The organism is Hydrogenophaga taeniospiralis CCUG 15921, assembly GCF_001592305.1.
GTDB classification, from domain to species: domain Bacteria; phylum Pseudomonadota; class Gammaproteobacteria; order Burkholderiales; family Burkholderiaceae_C; genus Hydrogenophaga; species Hydrogenophaga taeniospiralis.
The window spans coordinates 24,848-43,561 of record NZ_BCWR01000007.1 but is presented as its reverse complement, the minus strand read 5'-3'; the positions used below and the strand labels follow the sequence as shown (position 1 = coordinate 43,561).

Below are 18,714 nucleotides of genomic sequence, written 5' to 3'. Positions count from 1 at the left end.
AGAAACCGCCTAGCCCGCCAGCCACGCGGGCTTGCGCTTCTGCAGGAAAGATTGCACTCCATCGCGACCTTGTTCACTCGCGCGGATGTCGGCAATGCCCTGCACCGTGGCGGCGATCAACGCGTCGTCAATGGCTCGCTCGGCCACGTCCTGCACCAGCCGCTTGCAGGCTTTCACGGCCGCCGGGCTGGCGCTCACCAGCGCCTGGGCCAGCTCGTTGACCTTCCCGTCCAGCGCCTCCGGACCGCTCACCAGCTCGTGCACGAAACCGATGCGGTGCGCCTCCTGCGCGCTGAAGCGCTCGGCCGTGAGGAAGTAGCGGTGCGACGCACGCGTGCCCATGGCGCGAATCACATAGGGGCTGATGGTCGCCGGGATCAGACCGAGCTTGACCTCGCTCAGGCAGTAGGTGGCGCTGTCCACGCTCACCGCCATGTCGCAGGCCGCCACCAGACCCATGCCGCCGGCGAACACATCGCCCTGCACAGAGGCGATGGTCGGTTTGGGGCATTCGTAGATCGCTTTCAACATCGCGGCGAGCTGGCCCGCATCGGCCACGTTTTCTTCGCGCGTGTAGTCGGCCATGCGGCGCATCCAGTTCAGGTCGGCCCCGGCGCAGAAGGCCGGGCCCACGGCTGCGAGCACGACGGCGCGCACGTCGTCGCGCGCGCCGACATCTTCAAACGCGGCCTTGAGTTCCTGGATCACGGCGTCGTTGAATGCGTTGCGCACCTCGGGACGGTTGAGCGTTATGCGGGCGATGCGGTCTTGCACCGCAATGGTCAGGGCTTGGCTCATGCGGCTTTCTCCCGGGCAGCTTCTTCGTGCAGGCAGTAGGCGAAGTCCAGCTCCGGGCAGGGCTGGCCGAGCGCGGTGAGCGCGGCCGTGATCTGGCCGCGGTGGTGCGTGCCGTGGTTGAACACGTGCGCCAGCGTGGCGGCGAACGGCAGTGAGACGGGCACGCCCTTGGTGGTGGTGTAGTCCAGCGTGGCGTCGAAGCGCTCCGCTGGCCAGCTGGCGATCAGCGGCAGCCAGTTGGCCGCACCGCCCTTGAGCGCCTGGCCCAGCCTGTCGCGCTCGGGTTCGACCTCGGCGTCGAGCTCCAGCTTGGGCGAGACGCCCCGGGCAAAGCGGGGGTACCAGAGCATGTGTTCGCCCACCAGCAGGTGGTTGAGCGTGCCGTGGATGCTCTTGAAGAACAGGCCCATGTCGCGCCGGTAGTCGGCGTCGGACAGCGGCGCCACCGCGTCGAGCAGGCGCGCGGTGGCCCAGACGTTGTAGCGGGCCAGTCGGGCAAAGTGGATGTGCCACGGGTTCAGTTCGGCCATGTCTCAAGCCCTCCCAGCGTTTTGAGTGATTCAAAGTCGGCGTCGCGGTGCAGCAGCGTGTGGCCGTGCGTCATGCAGTAGCTGGCGAGCAGCACGTCGATGGGGCTGCGCACGGTGCGGCCTTGCGCGCGCAGGCGGCGGTAAAGGGTGGCGGCATGGAGTGCGTTGTCGAGTCCGCCGATATCAACCACAGGCAATTCGGCCAGCAGGCTTTGCGCCCCCTGGCATGCCTTGTCCCGGCGAAAACCCCGAAGCACTTCAAACACCACCAGATCTGCGGTGCCGAGGGAAACATCACCGCGCTCAAGCCAAAGCTGCAGTTGCAGGCTCTGAGGTGTTTTTGCCTGATTGAAGAAGTCAACCCAGACGCTGGAGTCCACCAAGATCATGGCGTCTTTCGGGCTTTGACTGCCAGAGACGGGGGCGCGGGCTCTTGAAGCACCTGCGGGCGAGCGCCCGGCTGGGCGTCCGCTGTCGTGTCAATGTCGTTGTCATAAGGTGCGCCGGCGGCCTTCAAAGCCAACTGTTCCGCTCGGTACCGTGCCCAGCCTTCGTCGGAATCGTCCCACTGCAACTTACCCCGCAAGGCCAACAAGCCGTCATAGACCTTGCGCCGCTTGAGCATGCGCAAGCCCTCTTCCACCGCCTCGCGCTTGGTCTTGAAATCGCCGTACGCCATGACCTCAGCCATGAGCTTGTCGTCGATCACGATGTTGGTTCGCATGAGGAATCCCCTTCAATGTGTATGAAACATGAAAATCATACACATCACATGCGGAAAAGTCCAAACTTCGTCTCGGGGATCGGCGCGTTCAACGAGGCCGACAAGCCCAGCGCCAGCACACGGCGCGTGTCGGCCGGGTCGATCACGCCGTCGTCCCACAGGCGGGCGGTGGCATAGTAGGGGTGGCCCTGCACCTCGTACTGTTCCTTGATGGGGGCCTTGAACGCGGCTTCCTCTTCTGCGCTCCAGCTGCCGCCCTTGCCTTCGATGCCGTCGCGCTTCACAGTGGCCAGCACGCTCGCAGCCTGCTCGCCGCCCATCACGCTGATGCGCGCGTTCGGCCACATCCACAGGAAGCGCGGGCTGTAGGCGCGACCGCACATGCCGTAGTTGCCGGCGCCGAAGCTGCCACCAATGATGACGGTGAACTTCGGCACAGCGGCAGTGGCCACGGCCGTCACCATCTTGGCGCCGTTGCGGGCGATGCCTTCGTTCTCGTACTTGCGGCCGACCATGAAGCCGGTGATGTTCTGCAGGAAGACCAGCGGCGTCTTGCGCTGACAGCACAGTTCGATGAAGTGCGCACCCTTGAGCGCCGACTCGCTGAACAAAATGCCGTTGTTGGCGATGATGCCGACCGGCATGCCTTCGATGCGCGCGAAGCCGCAGACCAGCGTGGTGCCGAAGCGCGACTTGAACTCGTCGAAGTCCGAACCGTCGACGATGCGGGCGATGATCTCGCGCACGTCGAAGGGCTTGCGCGTGTCGGTCGGGATCACGCCGTACAGCTCTTCGGCCGGGTACAGCGGCGCCACCGGGTCGATGGTCGCAATGGGCGGGACCTTGCGCGCATTGAGGTTCTTCACCGCCTGGCGCGCCAGGGCCAGCGCGTGCAGGTCGTTCTGCGCCAGGTGGTCGGCCACGCCCGAGAGGCGCGTGTGCACGTCGCCACCGCCCAGGTCTTCGGCCGTCACCACCTCGCCCGTGGCAGCCTTCACCAGCGGCGGGCCACCCAGGAAGATGGTGCCCTGGTTCTTGACGATGATGGTCTCGTCGCTCATGGCCGGCACGTAGGCGCCGCCCGCGGTGCACGAGCCCATGACCACCGCGATCTGCGCGATGCCCTGCGCGCTCATGTTGGCCTGGTTGAAGAAGATGCGGCCGAAGTGGTCGCGGTCGGGAAAGACCTCGTCCTGGTTCGGCAGGTTGGCGCCGCCCGAGTCCACCAGATAGATGCAGGGCAAGTTGTTTTGCTGCGCCACTTCCTGCGCGCGCAGGTGCTTCTTGACGGTGAGCGGGTAGTAGGTGCCGCCCTTCACCGTGGCGTCGTTGCAGACGATCATGCAGTCCACGCCGCTCACCCTGCCGATGCCGGCGATGACACCGGCGCAGGGCGCGCTGTCGCTGCCGTCGCGGTCCGGGTACATGCCCATCGCCGCCAGCGGGCTCAGTTCCAGAAACGGCGTGCCCGGGTCCAGCAGCATCTGCACGCGGTCGCGCGGCAGCAGCTTGCCGCGTGCGGTGTGTTTGGCGCGCGCCGCGTCGCCACCGCCCAGCGTGGCTTTTTCAACCTGCGCTTTGAGGTCGTCGACCACCGCGCGCATGGCGGCGGCGTTGGCCTGGAAGTCGGCGGAGCGGGCGTTGAGTTTCGTGTCGAGTGCGGGCATGGGTTTCTCTCGGTCAGGCTGTTTTGGCTTCGGCCAGCCCCAGCTGGTCCTTCATGGCATCGCGTATCTTGAACTTCTGGATCTTGCCGGTCACCGTCATGGGGAAGGCGTCGACAAAGCGGATGTAGCGCGGCACCTTGTAATGGGCGATCTGCCCCTTGCAGAAGGCGCACACCGCGTCTTCATCCAGCGCCTGGCCGGGCTTGACGATGACCCAGGCGCACAGCTCTTCGCCGTATTTCGGATCGGGCACACCCACCACCTGCACGTCCTGCACCTGCGGCATGCGGTAGAGGAATTCTTCGATCTCGCGCGGGTAGATGTTTTCGCCGCCGCGGATCACCATGTCCTTGATGCGGCCGACGATGTTGACGTAGCCCTCGGCGTCCATGGTGGCGAGGTCGCCGGTGTGCATCCAGCCCTCGGCGTCGATGGCCTCGGCCGTCTTGGCCGGGTCGTCCCAGTAGCCGTGCATCACCGAATAACCGCGCGTGCACAGCTCGCCCGACCGACCCGTCGGCATCACCTCGCCACTGTCGGGGCTGACGATCTTCACTTCCAGATGCGGCTGCACCGTGCCCACGGTGGACACGCGCCGGTCCAGCGGCGTGTCGGTGCTGCTCTGGCAGCTCACCGGGCTGGTTTCGGTCATGCCGTAGGCGATGGTGATTTCGGACAGGTGCATGTCGTCCACCACACGCTGCATCACAGCGGTCGGGCACGGCGAGCCGGCCATGATGCCGGTGCGCAGGGTGGAGAGGTCGAATTCCTTGAAGCGCGGGTGGTCCAGCTCGGCGATGAACATGGTGGGTACGCCGTGCAGGCCGGTGCAGCGTTCGTCCTGCACCGTCTGCAACACGGTCAGCGGGTCGAAGCCGTCGTTGGGGTAGACGATGGTGGCGCCGTGCGTGAAGCAGGCCAGGTTGCCCAGCACCATGCCGAAGCAGTGGTACAGCGGCACAGGGATGCACAGCCGGTCCTCGGGCGTGAGCTTCATGCACTCGCCGATGAAGAAGCCGTTGTTCAGGATGTTGCGGTGCGTGAGCGTGGCACCCTTGGGGAAGCCGGTGGTGCCGCTGGTGAACTGGATGTTGATCGGGTCGCTCGCCTTGAGCATGGCCGCCACCTGCGCCACGCGCGGGTCGGCGGCGTCGCCCTGGTCGAGCAGCGCCGAGAAGCGCATCAGGCCGGCCTCTTCGGCGCCCTGCCCCGGCTCGTCGATCCAGACCACGGTCTTCAGGTGCGGCAGCTGCTGGGCTTCCAGCGCGCCCGGCTGCCCGTGCGCCCACTCGGGCGCCAGCTCGCGCAGCATGCCCAGGTAGTCGCTGGTCTTGAAGCGCGCCATGGTCACCAGCAGCTTGCAGCCGACCTTGTTGAGCGCGTATTCCACTTCAGACGTGCGGTAGGCCGGGTTGATGTTCACCAGCACCAGGCCCACCTGCGCCGTGGCCAGCTGCATCAGCACCCACTCGGCATTGTTGTGCGACCAGATGCCCACGCGATCGCCCGGATTCAGGCCCTGCGCCAGCAGCGCGCTGGCCAGGCGGTGCGCGTCGGCCTGCAGCGCGCGGTAGGTGTAACGCCGCCCCTGGTGCACGCTCACCAGCGCCTCGTGCTCGGGCTGGCGCGCCACCATGGCGTCAAAAAACGCGCCGATGGTCTGCTCGATCAGCGGCACGTCGGTCGCGCCGCGCGCCAGGCTTTGCACCAGCGGTGCGGCAGTTGAAAGGGCTGCGCTCATGGGTGTGTCTCCTCCGAAGGCGGTCGCCCAGGCCGGGCCGGGCGTAAAGCGCAAGCATAGAAGCTCGTGCCGGGCACCGGTTGCCAGAATGGTTGCAAATCGTGCCGCCGCTGAGGCACACTGCCGGCCATGCCCAGCCCCACCCCAACATCCTCGGGTTCCCGCAGCGATCTGCGCATGGCGCGCGCCGCCACGCCCATGGCCTTTGTACGGGCCATTGTGCGCGCGTACCGACTGCGCGGCATGGACCCGGCACCCGCGCTGGCGCAGGCACAGATCGCGCCAGCCCTTTTGCAGCAACGGGTGGGCCACATCACCGCCGCGCAAATGGAAGCCGTGTCGGGCGCGGCCATGCGCGAACTCAACGACGAGGCCCTGGGCTGGTTTGCCCGGCCCCTGCCCTGGGGCAGCTACGGCATGCTCGCGCGCGCCTCGCTCTCGGCTCCCACGCTGGGCACCGCGCTCAAGCGCTGGTGCCGCCACCACGGCCTGCTCACGCCCGACATCACCCTGGCCGTGACCACCAGCGGCGACGTGGCCAGCATCGGCCTCACCGAACACCGCCCACCGGGCGGCGACGGCAGCCTGCGCGAGTTCTGTTTCGTCTCGGTGCTGCGCAACAGCCTGGGCCTGGCCTGCTGGTTCGTGGACTCGCGCATCCCGCTGCTGGGTGCGAGCTTTCCGTTCGCCGCGCCAGCGCACGCCGAGGCCTACCGCGTGCTGTTCGACGGCCCCACCGTGTTCGACGCGCCCGAGGCCGCCATCCGCTTCGACGCGCGCTACCTCGCCCTGCCCGTCAAGCGCGACGAAGCCGCCATGAACCAGATGCTGCAGCGCGCCCTGCCGATCCAGGTGCGCCCCTACCGGCGCGACCGCCTGCTGGTGCAGCGCGTGCGCCAGGTGCTCACAACCCAGCCGCTGGACGCGCACAATGCCAACGACCTCGCGGCCCTGCTCAACACCTCGGCCCGCACGCTGCACCGGCAGCTGAAAGACGAAGGCGCCACGCTGCAGGCGCTGAAAGACGAGGTGCGCCGCGACCGCGCCATTGAGTGGTTGCAGCGCACGTCCCGGCCGATCAAACAGGTGGCCGAAGCGGCCGGGTTTCAGAACGAGAAGAGCTTCATCCGTGCGTTCAAGGGCTGGACGGGGGTGACACCGGGGGACTTCCGGAGCAAGACCCCACCCTTGGCCTGATCTGCAACCCCGATGGCGCAGCCATGGCCACCACCCTGCCTAGACTGCCCCCATGATCGTTCTGCACCACTGCGTCAGCGCCCGCTCTTTGCGTCCCCTGTGGATGCTCGAAGAGCTGGGCCTGCCCTACGAGCTGCGCATGCTGCCCTTCCCGCCGCGCGTGCACGCCCGGCCCTACCTCGACCTGAACCCGCTCGGCACCGTGCCCCTGCTGGAAGACGGCGCCACCCGCATGACCGAATCGGCCGCGATGTGCCAGTACCTCGCGGCGCGCCACAGCCCGGACGGTCTCGACGTGCAGGCCGATGAGCCGGCCTTTGGCGCCTACCTCAACTGGCTGCACATGAGCGACGCCACGCTCACCTTTCCGCAGACGCTGGTGCTGCGCTACACACACTTCGAGCCGCCCGAGCGACTGCAACCCCAGGTGGCCGCCGACTACGCGCGCTGGTTCCTGGCCCGGCTGCGCGCGGTGGATGTTGCCGTTCAAAAAGATGAGCACCTGTGCGCCGGCCGCTTCACCGCCGCCGACGTGGCCGTGGGCTACGCCCTGGTGCTCGCCCGCCACCTGGGCCTGGACGCCCAGTTCCCGCCTGCGGTGGCGGCCTACTGGCAACGGCTACAGGCCCGCCCGGCCTTCCAGCGCGCCCTGCGCGTGGAGCGGGAAGCGGCCCTGGACCAGCAGGTGGACCCCACACCGTCGCCCGACCTGCGGCTCTGAAATTGCGGCGCACCGGGAGTCGGTGGAGCGGCTACGGCCTTTCCAGCGAGGTCACCCTCGAACGCCTGAGCCGTCCCAGCCGGCACACCCATGCCGGCACCAGCACGGCATACAGCACCAGCAAACCACCCATCGCCAGCAAGAGTTCGGTCATCTTCAGGTACGAACTCCACACATCGGCACCCGAGTCCATGCCCAGACCCAGGCGCTGGTTCCGATACAAATAGTCGCCAGCCCCTGACAACCGCACCAGGGATCCGACCAACCAGAAATTCAAGAACCCGCCCAATACAGCGAAGACCCCGCGCAACATCCGCGAGCGAACAAGGCCCTGCCCCAACGCGATGTAAAGCCGCCACGCGGGGAAAATGAACACGCCCACCCCCAGCCACAAAATCCCAAACATCCCACTCCATCGACCGACCGCATCGGCGGCATCCAGAGACGACACCGGCACGACCAACGATAAGAACACCACGCCAAACAGGGGGATGCAGTAGATGACCGCCGCCTTGAGGTGTGGTTTGACGCACTCGGAAAAGAAATTCATATCGCCCTCCCATTGGGCTCAAAGGTACCATGCAGACTTCTCGCCGTGGCTGAAAACGGCATTGTCGCAATGCAGCCAGAGCAGGCCGAGAAGACCGAGTTCGGTAAAGTGCCCGGGTATATTGAGGAGAGCGTCATGACTAGGATGACTGCACCGAACTGCTTACTCAGCAGTTTCTGCGGCATACACTACATGAGGCGCTCATCCGCCACGAGCTGATGTCAATCAGTTTTCTCTATTCACAAGATTATTAAGGTATTAATTTCATGAAAGTCGCGTCGCTCTTTGCTCTTGCTGCAACCTTGCTTGTTACCGGGTGTGCATCTGTGAACATGGCATCCAAAGAAGAATCAGCCAAAGCAAAGGAATTCAATCAACCCAGCCCAGGCAACGCCGGTGTCTACATTTACAGAAACAGCTTCACCGGGAAAGCGCTGAAGAAAGATATTTGGGTTGATGGAAAGTGCGTTGGAGAGAGTGCCCCGGACGTTTTCTTTTACACCGAGGTTGAGGGTGGAAAAACCCACAAAATTGACACGGAATCCGAGTTTTCCCCCAACACCCTGGAGTTGATGTTCGTGTCTGGCAAAAACTACTTCATCCGTCAGTTCATCAAGATGGGCATGTTTGTCGGCGGAGCGGGAGTTGTGCAGGTTTCTGAAAAGCAAGGCATGAGTGATGTGGTGGAGCTTGACATGGCCAAACTCGGCAACTGCAGCGCCACACGGTAAGCGGCATTTCCGAGTTCAGACAGGGATTGAGGTGAAATTCAACAGCAGAAAGTCACCTCTTAGCCAAGCTGGGTGCGCAACACAAAATTTGCCATGGGTCAATGCTTTCCAAAGAGGTTGACCCACATTGCTCTCTTCGCAGGACAGGGCTGGTCAACCAACTCATTGAATGGCCGCTCCATCGATTGAATGGGCGGAGCGCGATCTTTCTCGCTCTCCGTCAGCACCCAGCCGCAAAAACCCAAAAACCCGATTGGGTTCGGCACAACCCCCTCGCTTCCGAACACGACAGCTGAAACAGCCTCCGTCAGCGCCCCGCTGGCAGGACGCCTGAAGCCCCGGCCCCAGATGGCGCCGGAATACCCCGCCCCTCCACGTTCGGCGACATCACCGGCGAGCCATTGACCAGCGGCATCTCGGGCGCCGCTGCGGGTGCAGGCTCAGACTTCGGTGCCACTGGCGCAGGCGCCCCCTTGCCCAACCCCAACTGATTCACCAGACTCTGCACCGCCGCATCCACCTGCACCTTCAGCGACTCCCGTGCCGTCGCCGCGTAGGTCTCGTTCAGCCGCGGCCCGCGCAACAGCGCCGGCGCGGGCACGCGCTGGGCGGTGAGGGTGGTGGCCTCGCCCAGCACGGCGCCGAAGGTGCTGGGCACCAGCAGTTCGGCCCGGAGCGAGACGTGGGCGGCCGACTCGGTGCCCAGTTGCAGGATGCTGCGCTGGGCCAGCCCCAGGCCGAAGAAGCCTTCCCTGGTTTCCCAGAGGGTGTCGCTGCTGGATGCGCCCGAGATCAGTAGCACGTGGTCGGTCGGCGTCTTGAGTTCCTTCAGCTCCTTGAGCGCTTCTTCGCGGCGGGTCGCCGACAGGGTGGCGCGCTGCACGCTTGAGAAGCGGCCCGAGGCTTTGAGCAGTTCGACGGCCCCGGTTTCGAGCTGCTCCTTGAAGCCCCAGTCGGGCACGAAGGCTTCGCCGAACTCGTTGTTGAACAGGGTGGTGCCGCGCCAGGAGAGGCGCAGCGTGGTGCCGAGGGTGCTGACGACGGTGATGGAGCGGCCCAGCAAACGGGCCTGCACGCTGGGCTTGTCGATGCTGGAGCAGGCGGTCAGGCCGAGACCGGCCAGTGGCAAGAATGGCAGGGCTGCGCTGTGCGCGAGCAGTTGGCGGCGGGTGAGCGGGTTGGGCATGGCGCGTTTTACCGCAGTGCGGGCAAGGCCCGCGCCAACTCGTCCATGTGGCGAAACACCCGCGCCACGGGCAGGCCGTCGAACGCGCGGCCGTGGCCTTGCGGGCAGTAGCCCCAGACGGTGGCGCCCGCGGCCAGACCGGCCTGGGCGCCGGTGGCGGTGTCTTCGATCACGAGGCAGCGCGCCGGGTCGGCGCGGAGGTGGGCCGCGGCGGCCAGGTACACGTCGGGGTGCGGCTTGGAGCGCGGCAGGTCGTGGCCGCTGAAGATGCGCTCACCGAAGTACGGGGCCATACCCGCCATGCCGATCTGCATCACCACCTTGGGCCGGTCGGCGCCGGAGGCGCAGGCAATGCGGCCAGCCGTGTGCGCGTGCGCGGCCATGACGGCGCCCAGCGCGCCCGCCACGGTCTGCAGCTCGGCGCGCAGGCGCTGGTCGCGCCGCGCGTAGAAGGCGCGCATCCAGTCGTCGGTGAGCGGCTGGCCGGTCTCGGCCTCGATGCGCGCGCGCTCGTCGCGCACGGCCTTGCCAATGAAGATCTGCATGCACTCGGCTTGGCTCAGCGCCCAGCCGGCTTCGTTGAGCACTTCGCGCAACACGCCGTTGGTGATGGGCTCGCTGTCGACCAGCACGCCGTCGCAGTCGAAAAGCACGGCTTCGAACATTGCACTCACTTCATATCTCCATCCACATAAAACCAGCGCCCGACTTCACGCACGAAACGGCTGGTCTCGTGCAGGCGCTGGCCGCGCCCGGCCACACGCGAGCGCGCCACGAACTCCACCTCGGCGTGGTCGGCGTCGATCAGGCGGTGCGATCGCACTTCGAGCCCCAGCCATTTCACGCCGGGTTCGAGCGACAGATCGGCGGGCCGGGTGCTGGCGTGCCAGCTGCGGTTGAGGTAGTCCACACGCCCGAGCACGAAGGCGCTGTAGCGCGAGCGCATGAGGCTTTGCGCGTCGGGCGCGGGCGTGTCGTGGTCGAGGTAGCGCCCGCAGCAGGCGCCGAACGCGAGGGCCCGGCCGCGCGGGTCGGTCTGGCCACAGGGGCAGGCGGGCTCGGCCATCAGGCTTTGGGCTTGTGCGCCGCAGCCCGCGCCTTGTGGGCTTCGAGCGTTTCGGTGGGGGCGCCCTGCTTGGCCCACTCGGTGAAGCCGCCGTCGATGTGGGCCACGTTGCTCATGCCCATGTCTTTCAGCGCCTTGGTGGCCAGCGCGCTGCGCCAGCCGGCGCCACAGAACAGCACGAACTCCTTGCTGTCGTCGCCGAACACGGGCTTGAAATACGGCGAGGCCGGGTCGACCCAGAACTCCAGCATGCCGCGTGGCGCGTGCACCGCGCCCGGCGCCGTGCCTTCGCGCTCAAGCTCGCGCACGTCGCGGATGTCCACCAGCTGCAGCGTCGGGTCGCGCTCCAGCCGCTCGCGCACCTGGGCCACGCTGTAGGTGGTGATCTGCGCCGTGGCTTCGTCCACGAGCGCGCGGAATCCTTTGGTGATGGGCATGAGGGTGGTCTCCTTGTCTTCGGTGTGGCGGCCATTATCCGTGCCCGGCCCGCAGCCCCTACGCCAGATTCCATGGGCGCGCACGGGCAGGGCTTTTGCGCGGCGGTGTTCAATAGCGGCTCTGTCGCATGCCTTTGCCCCGTCACCACAAGGAGCTTTCGTGAACCCGCTTTCAGACTTCCCCATCACGCAAAAATGGCCGGCGCAACAGCCCGACCGCCTCCAGCTGTATTCGCTGCCCACGCCCAACGGCGTGAAGGTGTCCATCATGCTGGAAGAGACCGGTCTGCCCTATGAGCCGCACCTGGTGAGCTTCGAGACCAACGACCAGCTGTCGCCGGCCTTCCTCTCGCTCAACCCCAACAACAAGATCCCCGCGATCATCGACCCCAACGGGCCGGGCGGCCAGCCGCTGACCCTGTGGGAATCGGGCGCGATCCTGATCTACCTGGCCGAGAAGACCGGCCAGTTCCTGCCGCAGGACGCCGCCGCGCGCTACGAGACCCTGCAGTGGCTGATGTTCCAGATGGGCGGGGTCGGCCCGATGTTTGGCCAGCTCGGTTTCTTCCACAAGTTCGCCGGTGCCGCCTATGAAGACAAACGCCCGCGCGACCGCTACGTGGCCGAGAGCCGGCGCCTGCTCGCGGTGCTGAACCAGCGCATGACCGGGCGCCACTGGATCATGGGTGAGGCCTACACCATCGCCGACATCGCCACCTGGCCCTGGGTGCGCAATCTGGTGGGCTTCTACGGCGCGGGCGATCTGGTGGGCTTCAAGGACTTCCCCGAACTCACCCGCGTGCTCGCCGCCTTCGAGGCCCGCCCCGCCGTGCAGCGCGGGCTCACCATCCCGGCCAGAAGTTAAGCGGCCACCTCTACCGTCTCCAGAACGCCCCGGTGAACAGCACCAGCACCGTCAGCAGTTCGAGCCGGCCCAGCAGCATGGCGAAGGTCAGCACCCAGATCTGGAAATCGTTCAGCACCCCGAAGTTGCTGGTGGGGCCGACCAGGCCCAGGCCGGGGCCGATGTTGTTCACGGTGGCGACCACGGCGGAAAACGCGGTCACGATGTCCAGCCCGGTGAACAGCAGCACCATGGTCAGCCCCATGGTGGTGGCGCCGTAGATCAGCATGAAACCCAGGGTCGCGGTGATCACCGAGATGGGCAACACGGCGCCGCCCATGGTCACCGGGTTGACCACGCGCGGGTGGACGATGCGCACCAGCTCGCGCCGCGCCTGCTTGATCAGCAGCACCATGCGCACCATCTTGATCCCGCCGCCGGTGGAGCCGGCGCAGGACACGAAGCAGCCCAGGAACATGAGCAGCACCGGCGCGAATACGGGCCATTGCGCGTAGTCGGCGGACGCGTAACCGGTGGTGGTGGCCAGCGACAGCACGTGGAACGCGCTCGTGCGCAGGGCCTCGGGAAAGCTGCGCACCACGCCGTGCCAGGCCAGCAGGGCCGCGATGAGGCCGATGGACGCCAGCAGCACCGCCACGTAGGTGCGGATCTCGCGGTCTCTGAACAGCGGCCCGAGCGAGCGGTTGCGCAGCACGATGAAGTAGCGCATGAAGCTGACGCCCGCGAGCGCCATGAAGACGGTGGCAACGGCTTCGATCCGGGGTGAGTCGAAGTGGCCGAAGCTGGCGTCGTGCGACGAAAAGCCCCCCAGGCCCATGGTGGTACACATGTGCATGAAGGCGTCGGCCCAGCCCATGCCGGCCCAGCGGTAGGCCAGGAAACAGGCCAGCGAAAAACCGAAGTAGACCCCCCACAGGCCGCGCGCGGTTTCGGCGATGCGAGGGGTGAATTTGGTGTCTTTCATGGGGCCGGGGGTTTCGGCCTTGTAGAGCTGCAGGCCGCCCAGCCCCAGCAGGGGCAGCACCGCCACCACCAGCAGCATGATGCCCAGCCCGCCCACAAGCTGCAGGAAACAGCGCCACACATTGGCCGACACCGGCAGCCCGTCCAACCCGGACAGCGCCGTGGCTCCGGTGGCGGTGAGCGCGCTCATGGACTCGAAGTAGGCCTGGGTCCAGCCGATGTCGGGCACGGTGTACATCAATGGCACGGCGGCATAGGCCGGCAGCACGATCCACACCAGGTTGACCAGCAGGAAGCCGTCGCGCGCCTGCAGCTCGCGGCGGTGGTGGTGCGCCACGGCCCACAGCGCCAGCCCGCTGAACAGGGCCAGCGCGAACCCGCCGCCCCAGACGTAGAGGTGCTCCACCCCGTCGTGCGCCCAGGCCCAGGCCAGCGGCACCAGGAAGGCGAAGGAGAACGCCACCAGGATGCGGGAGAACACGGTAACGACCGGGAGGATGCCGAACATGGCGGTGGCTATTTGCGCCAGAAACCGGGTGTGAACAGCACCAGGAAGGACAGCATTTCCAGCCGGCCCAGCAACATGGCCAGGGCGCACACCCAGGTCTGGAAGTCGCTCAGGCCCGCGAAATTGCCGGCAGGGCCGACCTCGTTGAGTCCTGGGCCCATGTTGTTCACGCTGGCCACCACGGCGGAAAACGCGGTGTCGAAGGGCATGTCGGTCAGCAGCAGGACCATGGTCAGGCCGATGATGGTGCCGCCGTACACCAGCATGAAGCCGAGCACGGAAAAGATGGTGCTGCTGTCCACCACGTTGCCCCCCATGGTGACGGGGTTGACCGCGCGCGGGTGCACGATGCGCGCCATTTCGCGCCGCGCCTGCTTGACCAGGATGACGATGCGCGCCATCTTGATGCCCGCGCCGGTGGAACCCGCGCTGGTGGCCACGCCCGAGAGCATGAGCATGAAGAGGGGCGCGAACACCGGCCAGGTGGTGTAGTCCACGGTGGAGAACCCGGTGGTCGAGGCGATCGACACCACGTTGAACAGCGCCGTGCGCACCGCCACGACCGGGTCGCTCAGGCTGCCCTTGACCAGCAGCAGCCCGGCGATGAACAGGCCCGAGCCCACCAGCAACAGCATGGAACCGCGCCACTCGGCGTCGCGCCAGATGCGCGCGGGCTGGCGCTTGACCAGGGCCACGAAATACAGCGCGAAATTGCAGCTCGCCAGCAGCATGAAGACGATCGCCACCCACTCCGCCGCGGGCAGCTGGAAATACCCGAAGCTGCTGTCGTGCGACGACAGGCCGCCCAGGCTGAGCGTGGCGAACATGTGGATCCAGGCGTCCAGCGCGGACATGCCGGCGAGCCAGTAGCCCAGCACGCAGGCCAGCGAGAGCAGGCAGTACACGGTCCACAGCCCCTTGGCGGTTTCGGTGATGCGCGGCGTGAGCTTGGCATCCTTCATGGGGCCGGTGGCCTCGGCTCGGAAGAGCTGGCTGCCACCCACGCCCAGCATGGGCAGGATCGCCACGGCCAGCACCAGGATGCCCATGCCACCGAGCCACTGCAGGAAGCAGCGCCAGAGGTTGATCGAGCCGGGCAGCCGGTCCAGTCCCACCAGCACCGTGGCGCCGGTGGTGGTCAGCCCCGACATGGCCTCGAAGTACGCATCGGTGAACGACAGCGGTGTGCTCGTCGGGCCGAAGTACAGCAGCAAGGGCACGCAGGCAAACAGCGGCAGCAGCGTCCAGGCCAGCCCCACCAGCAGGATGCCGTCGCGCTTCTGCAGCTCCAGCTTGTGCCCGACCCGCCAGACCGCCGAACGCATGAGCGCCCCGCACACGAAGGTCAGGGCCATGGCGACCGGAAAGGCCGAACTGGCGCCGTCCTGCGTCCACAGCGACACGCCCAAGGGCACCAGCATGGTGAGGGCAAACACCATGACGATGGCCCCGAGAATGGGAAAGACGCGCAGAAAGGGCATGAAGGAACCGAGCGGCTTCAACCGAAGAAGGTCGCGCCGACCTGGAACAGCTTCTCCACCTCACGCACCAGGCGCTTGTTCGGAATGAAGATGATGATGTGGTCGTCGGCCTCGATCACCGTGTCGTGGTGCGGCATCAGTACCTCGGACTTGCGGCCCTCGCCACGCACGATGGCGCCGATACGCGTGCCCGTGGGCAGCTTGACCTCTTCGACCCGGCGCCCCACCAGCTTGGAGGTCTTCACGTCGCCGCGCGCGATGCCTTCGAGCGCTTCGGCCGCGCCGCGGCGCAGGCTGTGCACCGCCGCCACGTCACCACGGCGCAGGTGGGTCAGCAGTTCGCCGATCACGGTCTGCGCGGGCGAGATGGCGATGTCGATGGTGCTGCCCTGCATCATGTCGGCGTAGGCGCGGCGGTTGATGAGCGACATCACGCGCCCGGCCCCCAGCCGCTTGGCCAGCATGGCCGACATGATGTTGTCCTCGTCGTCGCTGGTGAGCGCGAGGAACAGGTCCATCTGGCCCACGTTCTCTTCCAGCAGCAGGTCTTCGTCGGCACCATCGCCGTGCAGGATCAGCATGTTCGACGGCAGCTGGCTGGCCAGGTATTCACAGCGCTTCTTGTCGCGCTCGATGATCTTCACCTCGCACTGCCCGACCAGGCTGCGCGCCAGCCGCAGGCCGACCTTGCCACCGCCCGCGATCATGAGGCGCTGCACCGGTTTGTCGATGTTGTGGATGGCGCCCAGCACGTAGCGGATCTTGCGCGTGTCGGCCAGCACGAACACCTCGTCGCCGGCCAGGATGCGGGTGGTCTTGGTGGCCTCCATTTCAGTGTCGAGCCGGTACAGCGCCACCACCCGCATCTCGGCGTGGGGGAAACGTTCGCGGAACTCACCGATGGTGTGGCCCACCAAGGCGCCGCCGTAGGCCGCGCGCATGGCGATCAGGCTGGCCCGGCCATCGGCAAACTCCAGCACCTGCAGGGCCTCGGGGTAGCTGATGAGCTGGTGGATGTAGCGCGTGACCGACTCTTCCGGGCAGATCACGTGGTCCACCGCGAAGCCGTTCTTGCCCAGCAGCTCGTCGCCTTCCACGAACTCGGGCGAACGCAGCCGGGCGATGGTGCTGGGCACGTTGAAGATGTCGTGCGCCACCTTGCAGACCACCAGGTTGGATTCGTCGTTGGCGGCACAGGCGATCACCATGTCGGCGTCCTGGGCCCCGGCCTCGCGCAGCACCGAGGGCTGAATGCCATTGCCCACCACGCCCCGCAGGTCCAGCCGGTCTTCGAGAAGACGCAGGCGGGCGGGGTCCATGTCAATCACCGTGATGTCGTTCTGTTCGGAAACCAGGCTTTCTGCGACGCTCTCGCCCACACGGCCGGCGCCCAAGATGATGATGTTCATGTGTTCAATGGTACCCCCCGCGCCGCAAGATGAGCCCACCCCCGCCGCCTGCGGCGTCCCCCCAAGGGGGCGATGCGAGTGGCCCGGCGGAGCCGGTTCCACCGCATCCTGGGCTCAGGCACTTCGCGCCGGAGGGGGAGTTGGACTTATTGCGTGCGCTCCGACCAACGCCTCATCGCGCGTGCCTTCCGCCAAGGGCACCGCGGAACCGGCTCTGCCGGGCCGCCAGTGCCGCCCCCTGGGGGGTGACGCCGCAGGCGGCGCGGGGGAGTCAAAGTGCTCTTTGAATAATGATCTTCTGCACGTCGCTCGTGCCTTCGTAGATCTGGCACACGCGCACGTCGCGCCAGATGCGCTCCAGCGGAAAGTCGTTCACATAGCCATAACCGCCGAGCGTCTGGATGGCGGCTGAGCAGATCTGCTCGGCGGTCTCGCTGGCGAACAGTTTGGCCATGGCGGCTTCCTTCAGACAGGGCTGGCCGGCGTCGCGCAGGGCGGCGGCGTGCCAGATCAGCTGGCGCGCCGCTTCCAGTCGGGTCGCGCATTCGGCCAGGCGGAAACCCACGGCCTGGTGGTTGAAGATGGCGGTGCCGAAACTCTGGCGCTCCTTGGCGTAGGCGATCGCCACCTCCAGCGCGCTGCGCGCCATGCCCACGCTCTGCGCCGCGATGCCGATGCGTCCGCCTTCGAGCGCGGAGAGCGCGATCTTGTAGCCCTCGCCTTCCTGGCCGATCAGGTTCTCGGCGGGGATGCGGCAGTTATCGAAATTGATCTGCGCGGTGTCGCTGCTGTGCTGGCCGACCTTGTCCTCCAGCCGCGCGACCACGTAGCCGGGGTTGTCGGTGGGCACCATGAAGGTGCTCATACCCTTCTTGCCCGCGCCCTTGTCGGTCACGGCAATCACCACCGCGGCCTGGCCGTTCTGGCCGGACGTGATGAACTGCTTGACGCCGTTGATCACGTATTCGTCGCCCTCGCGCACCGCCGTGGTCCGCAGGCCGGAGGCGTCGGAGCCCACATGCGGCTCGGTCAGGCAGAAGGCGCCCAGGATGTCGCCGCGCGCCGCCGGCACCAGCCACTGCTGCTGCTGCGCCGGTGTGCCGTACTTCATGAGGATGGCGTTGTAGGGGCAGTTGGTCACACTGATCGCGGTGCTGGTGCCGCCGTCGCCGGCCGCGATCTCTTCGAGCACCAGTGCCAGCGTCAGGTAGTCCAGCCCCGCGCCGCCCAGCGCTTCGGGCACGCAGATGCCATACGCGCCCAGCTCGGCCAGGCCCTTGTGCGCCGCCGAGGGAAACCGGTGTTCCTTGTCCCACTTGGCGGCGTTGGGCCAGAGTTCGGCCTGGGCAAAGGCGCGCACGGCGTCGCGGATCATCACGTGGTCTTGGGTCAGCAGCATCGGGTCTCTTTCGTTGTGTCTCGTTCTGAATCGGGTCTGGTCGGCTCACCAGTGGTCGGCGCGCCGGCCATCGCGGTGGATCAGGCGACCGCTGTCTTCTGGGGTCACGCTGGCCAGCACGGCGCGCAGGCCGCGCACGCTGGCCTCGACGCTCAGCGGTGCGCCATCACCGCCCATGTCGGTCTGCACCCAGCCCGGGTCCAGCAGCACCAGGCGAGCCAACGGGTAGTCGAATCGCGCGCTGCTCACGGCCATGTTCAGCGCCGCCTTGCTCACGCGGTACAGCCAGGCGTTGCTGGCCGGCACGCTCGCGATCTGGCTCATGCCGCTGGACAGTGCGCCGAACACGCCACCGGCTTCTTCCACCATGGGCAGCACCTGCGGGATCACCTGCATCAGGCCCAGCACATTGGTGTGCATCACGGCGTCGAAAGTCTGCTGCGTGGGCGGCGTGTTGGCACCTGCCCGGTCGATGACGCCGGCCACATACAAGGCCACATCCAGCTTCTCGCCATCGAGCATCCAGGCCAGGCCGCTCACGCTGGCGGGTTGCGCCACGTCCAGCCGCAGCGGCTCGGCCCCGAGCGAACGCAGGCGCTCCAGCCCCTCGTCGTCGCGCGCGGTGGCGATCACGCGGTCCCCGTCGGCCAGGTACTGGCGCACGCACTCAAAGCCGATGCCTCGCGAGGCGCCGATGACAAGGACTGTGCTCATGTGATGAAGGGTGTTGGGGCCAGAGTC

General features: G+C 66.7%; 20 protein-coding genes. 4 read left to right on the top strand and 16 right to left on the bottom strand.

All coding sequences use genetic code 11. From position 1 onward, the window contains the following. Window positions 1-9 precede the first annotated feature (9 nt). From HTA01S_RS11150 to HTA01S_RS11125, 6 genes are read right to left on the bottom strand one after another with little or no spacing between them, the layout of a single operon-like run. Window positions 10-798 carry an enoyl-CoA hydratase/isomerase family protein gene (locus HTA01S_RS11150; RefSeq protein WP_068170972.1) on the bottom strand — a complete coding sequence of 263 codons (789 nt, stop codon included), beginning with the start codon at window positions 796-798 and terminating at the stop codon, window positions 10-12. Then, entirely contained in the window at window positions 795-1,328 is a 534-nt protein-coding gene (locus HTA01S_RS11145; RefSeq protein ID WP_068170969.1) for a DinB family protein, read from the bottom strand. Before HTA01S_RS11145 ends, HTA01S_RS11150 begins: the two co-directional genes overlap by 4 nt. After that, the gene (gene vapC, locus HTA01S_RS11140) at window positions 1,316-1,717 is read right to left on the bottom strand and encodes a type II toxin-antitoxin system VapC family toxin (protein ID WP_068170966.1); all 402 of its coding nucleotides are present in this window, start codon (window positions 1,715-1,717) and stop codon (window positions 1,316-1,318) included. The genes HTA01S_RS11145 and vapC overlap by 13 nt, the downstream gene beginning before the upstream one ends. Further along, window positions 1,714-2,052: a type II toxin-antitoxin system VapB family antitoxin gene (locus HTA01S_RS11135; RefSeq protein WP_068170963.1), complete on the bottom strand. Its 339-nt coding sequence runs from the start codon at window positions 2,050-2,052 to the stop codon at window positions 1,714-1,716. The genes vapC and HTA01S_RS11135 overlap by 4 nt, the downstream gene beginning before the upstream one ends. Before the next feature lie 44 nt (window positions 2,053-2,096). Then, a complete protein-coding gene (locus HTA01S_RS11130; protein ID WP_068170960.1) occupies window positions 2,097-3,719 on the bottom strand; it encodes a carboxyl transferase domain-containing protein in 1,623 nt (540 codons plus the stop codon). 13 nt (window positions 3,720-3,732) lie between these two features. Then, window positions 3,733-5,460, bottom strand: coding sequence for an AMP-binding protein (locus tag HTA01S_RS11125; protein WP_068170957.1), 1,728 nt, complete (start codon window positions 5,458-5,460; stop codon window positions 3,733-3,735). A gap of 129 nt (window positions 5,461-5,589) precedes the next feature. Between HTA01S_RS11125 and HTA01S_RS11120 the strand changes: the two genes are divergently transcribed. Together HTA01S_RS11120 and HTA01S_RS11115 are read left to right on the top strand one after the other, a co-directional pair. Further along, window positions 5,590-6,657 (top strand): AraC family transcriptional regulator, encoded by a 1,068-nt coding sequence (locus tag HTA01S_RS11120; RefSeq protein ID WP_245638065.1) that lies wholly within the window; start codon window positions 5,590-5,592, stop codon window positions 6,655-6,657. A gap of 52 nt (window positions 6,658-6,709) precedes the next feature. After that, window positions 6,710-7,378 carry a glutathione S-transferase family protein gene (locus HTA01S_RS11115; RefSeq protein ID WP_068170953.1) on the top strand — a complete coding sequence of 223 codons (669 nt, stop codon included), beginning with the start codon at window positions 6,710-6,712 and terminating at the stop codon, window positions 7,376-7,378. A 31-nt stretch (window positions 7,379-7,409) separates the two neighbouring features. Here the strand turns inward: HTA01S_RS11115 and HTA01S_RS11110 are convergent, their stop codons facing one another. Beyond that, entirely contained in the window at window positions 7,410-7,928 is a 519-nt protein-coding gene (locus tag HTA01S_RS11110) for a hypothetical protein (protein ID WP_068170949.1), read from the bottom strand. A gap of 266 nt (window positions 7,929-8,194) precedes the next feature. Between HTA01S_RS11110 and HTA01S_RS11105 the strand changes: the two genes are divergently transcribed. Next, on the top strand, window positions 8,195-8,659 hold the full coding sequence (locus tag HTA01S_RS11105) for a DUF2846 domain-containing protein (protein ID WP_068170947.1): 465 nt from the start codon (window positions 8,195-8,197) through the stop codon (window positions 8,657-8,659). Between the two features lie 307 nt (window positions 8,660-8,966). Here the strand turns inward: HTA01S_RS11105 and HTA01S_RS11100 are convergent, their stop codons facing one another. The 4 genes from HTA01S_RS11100 to HTA01S_RS11085 are packed head-to-tail and all read right to left on the bottom strand — an operon-like array spanning window position 8,967 to window position 11,348. Continuing rightward, on the bottom strand, window positions 8,967-9,845 hold the full coding sequence (locus tag HTA01S_RS11100) for a hypothetical protein (RefSeq protein WP_068170944.1): 879 nt from the start codon (window positions 9,843-9,845) through the stop codon (window positions 8,967-8,969). 8 nt (window positions 9,846-9,853) lie between these two features. Beyond that, window positions 9,854-10,510 (bottom strand): HAD family hydrolase, encoded by a 657-nt coding sequence (locus HTA01S_RS11095; protein ID WP_068170940.1) that lies wholly within the window; start codon window positions 10,508-10,510, stop codon window positions 9,854-9,856. A gap of 5 nt (window positions 10,511-10,515) precedes the next feature. Next, window positions 10,516-10,911 carry a YchJ family protein gene (locus HTA01S_RS11090; RefSeq protein ID WP_068170939.1) on the bottom strand — a complete coding sequence of 132 codons (396 nt, stop codon included), beginning with the start codon at window positions 10,909-10,911 and terminating at the stop codon, window positions 10,516-10,518. Beyond that, on the bottom strand, window positions 10,911-11,348 hold the full coding sequence (locus HTA01S_RS11085) for a rhodanese-like domain-containing protein (protein ID WP_068170938.1): 438 nt from the start codon (window positions 11,346-11,348) through the stop codon (window positions 10,911-10,913). The genes HTA01S_RS11090 and HTA01S_RS11085 overlap by 1 nt, the downstream gene beginning before the upstream one ends. Window positions 11,349-11,508: 160 nt before the next feature. On the opposite strand from HTA01S_RS11085, the gene HTA01S_RS11080 reads away from it, so the two are divergent. Then, window positions 11,509-12,213 carry a glutathione S-transferase N-terminal domain-containing protein gene (locus tag HTA01S_RS11080; RefSeq protein WP_068170935.1) on the top strand — a complete coding sequence of 235 codons (705 nt, stop codon included), beginning with the start codon at window positions 11,509-11,511 and terminating at the stop codon, window positions 12,211-12,213. Between the two features lie 10 nt (window positions 12,214-12,223). Here HTA01S_RS11080 and HTA01S_RS11075 read toward each other — a convergent pair whose 3' ends face one another. The 5 genes from HTA01S_RS11075 to HTA01S_RS11055 form a co-directional block, all read right to left on the bottom strand. After that, on the bottom strand, window positions 12,224-13,684 hold the full coding sequence (locus tag HTA01S_RS11075; protein ID WP_068170932.1) for a TrkH family potassium uptake protein: 1,461 nt from the start codon (window positions 13,682-13,684) through the stop codon (window positions 12,224-12,226). A gap of 8 nt (window positions 13,685-13,692) precedes the next feature. Further along, the gene (locus HTA01S_RS11070) at window positions 13,693-15,165 is read right to left on the bottom strand and encodes a TrkH family potassium uptake protein (protein ID WP_068171141.1); all 1,473 of its coding nucleotides are present in this window, start codon (window positions 15,163-15,165) and stop codon (window positions 13,693-13,695) included. 17 nt (window positions 15,166-15,182) lie between these two features. Then, window positions 15,183-16,574 carry a Trk system potassium transporter TrkA gene (gene trkA / locus HTA01S_RS11065; RefSeq protein WP_068170928.1) on the bottom strand — a complete coding sequence of 464 codons (1,392 nt, stop codon included), beginning with the start codon at window positions 16,572-16,574 and terminating at the stop codon, window positions 15,183-15,185. A 271-nt stretch (window positions 16,575-16,845) separates the two neighbouring features. Then, complete coding sequence (locus HTA01S_RS11060; RefSeq protein WP_068170925.1) at window positions 16,846-17,973, bottom strand: acyl-CoA dehydrogenase family protein; 1,128 nt, start codon at window positions 17,971-17,973, stop codon at window positions 16,846-16,848. A 45-nt stretch (window positions 17,974-18,018) separates the two neighbouring features. Then, complete coding sequence (locus tag HTA01S_RS11055; protein ID WP_068170923.1) at window positions 18,019-18,687, bottom strand: SDR family oxidoreductase; 669 nt, start codon at window positions 18,685-18,687, stop codon at window positions 18,019-18,021. Between the last annotated feature and the right edge of the window lie 27 nt (window positions 18,688-18,714).

Excerpts from the sequence above, each read along its gene's own strand:
- HTA01S_RS11150 (WP_068170972.1), bottom strand. The coding sequence starts at position 798 with ATGAGCCAAGCCCTGACCATTGCGGTGCAAGACCGCATCGCCCGCATA.
- HTA01S_RS11145 (WP_068170969.1), bottom strand. The coding sequence starts at position 1,328 with ATGGCCGAACTGAACCCGTGGCACATCCACTTTGCCCGACTGGCCCGC.
- vapC (WP_068170966.1), bottom strand. The coding sequence starts at position 1,717 with ATGATCTTGGTGGACTCCAGCGTCTGGGTTGACTTCTTCAATCAGGCA.
- HTA01S_RS11135 (WP_068170963.1), bottom strand. The coding sequence starts at position 2,052 with ATGCGAACCAACATCGTGATCGACGACAAGCTCATGGCTGAGGTCATG.
- HTA01S_RS11130 (WP_068170960.1), bottom strand. The coding sequence starts at position 3,719 with ATGCCCGCACTCGACACGAAACTCAACGCCCGCTCCGCCGACTTCCAG.
- HTA01S_RS11125 (WP_068170957.1), bottom strand. The coding sequence starts at position 5,460 with ATGAGCGCAGCCCTTTCAACTGCCGCACCGCTGGTGCAAAGCCTGGCG.
- HTA01S_RS11120 (WP_245638065.1), top strand. The coding sequence starts at position 5,590 with ATGCCCAGCCCCACCCCAACATCCTCGGGTTCCCGCAGCGATCTGCGC.
- HTA01S_RS11115 (WP_068170953.1), top strand. The coding sequence starts at position 6,710 with ATGATCGTTCTGCACCACTGCGTCAGCGCCCGCTCTTTGCGTCCCCTG.
- HTA01S_RS11110 (WP_068170949.1), bottom strand. The coding sequence starts at position 7,928 with ATGAATTTCTTTTCCGAGTGCGTCAAACCACACCTCAAGGCGGCGGTC.
- HTA01S_RS11105 (WP_068170947.1), top strand. The coding sequence starts at position 8,195 with ATGAAAGTCGCGTCGCTCTTTGCTCTTGCTGCAACCTTGCTTGTTACC.
- HTA01S_RS11100 (WP_068170944.1), bottom strand. The coding sequence starts at position 9,845 with ATGCCCAACCCGCTCACCCGCCGCCAACTGCTCGCGCACAGCGCAGCC.
- HTA01S_RS11095 (WP_068170940.1), bottom strand. The coding sequence starts at position 10,510 with ATGTTCGAAGCCGTGCTTTTCGACTGCGACGGCGTGCTGGTCGACAGC.
- HTA01S_RS11090 (WP_068170939.1), bottom strand. The coding sequence starts at position 10,911 with ATGGCCGAGCCCGCCTGCCCCTGTGGCCAGACCGACCCGCGCGGCCGG.
- HTA01S_RS11085 (WP_068170938.1), bottom strand. The coding sequence starts at position 11,348 with ATGCCCATCACCAAAGGATTCCGCGCGCTCGTGGACGAAGCCACGGCG.
- HTA01S_RS11075 (WP_068170932.1), bottom strand. The coding sequence starts at position 13,684 with ATGTTCGGCATCCTCCCGGTCGTTACCGTGTTCTCCCGCATCCTGGTG.
- HTA01S_RS11070 (WP_068171141.1), bottom strand. The coding sequence starts at position 15,165 with ATGCCCTTTCTGCGCGTCTTTCCCATTCTCGGGGCCATCGTCATGGTG.
- trkA (WP_068170928.1), bottom strand. The coding sequence starts at position 16,574 with ATGAACATCATCATCTTGGGCGCCGGCCGTGTGGGCGAGAGCGTCGCA.
- HTA01S_RS11060 (WP_068170925.1), bottom strand. The coding sequence starts at position 17,973 with ATGCTGCTGACCCAAGACCACGTGATGATCCGCGACGCCGTGCGCGCC.
- HTA01S_RS11055 (WP_068170923.1), bottom strand. The coding sequence starts at position 18,687 with ATGAGCACAGTCCTTGTCATCGGCGCCTCGCGAGGCATCGGCTTTGAG.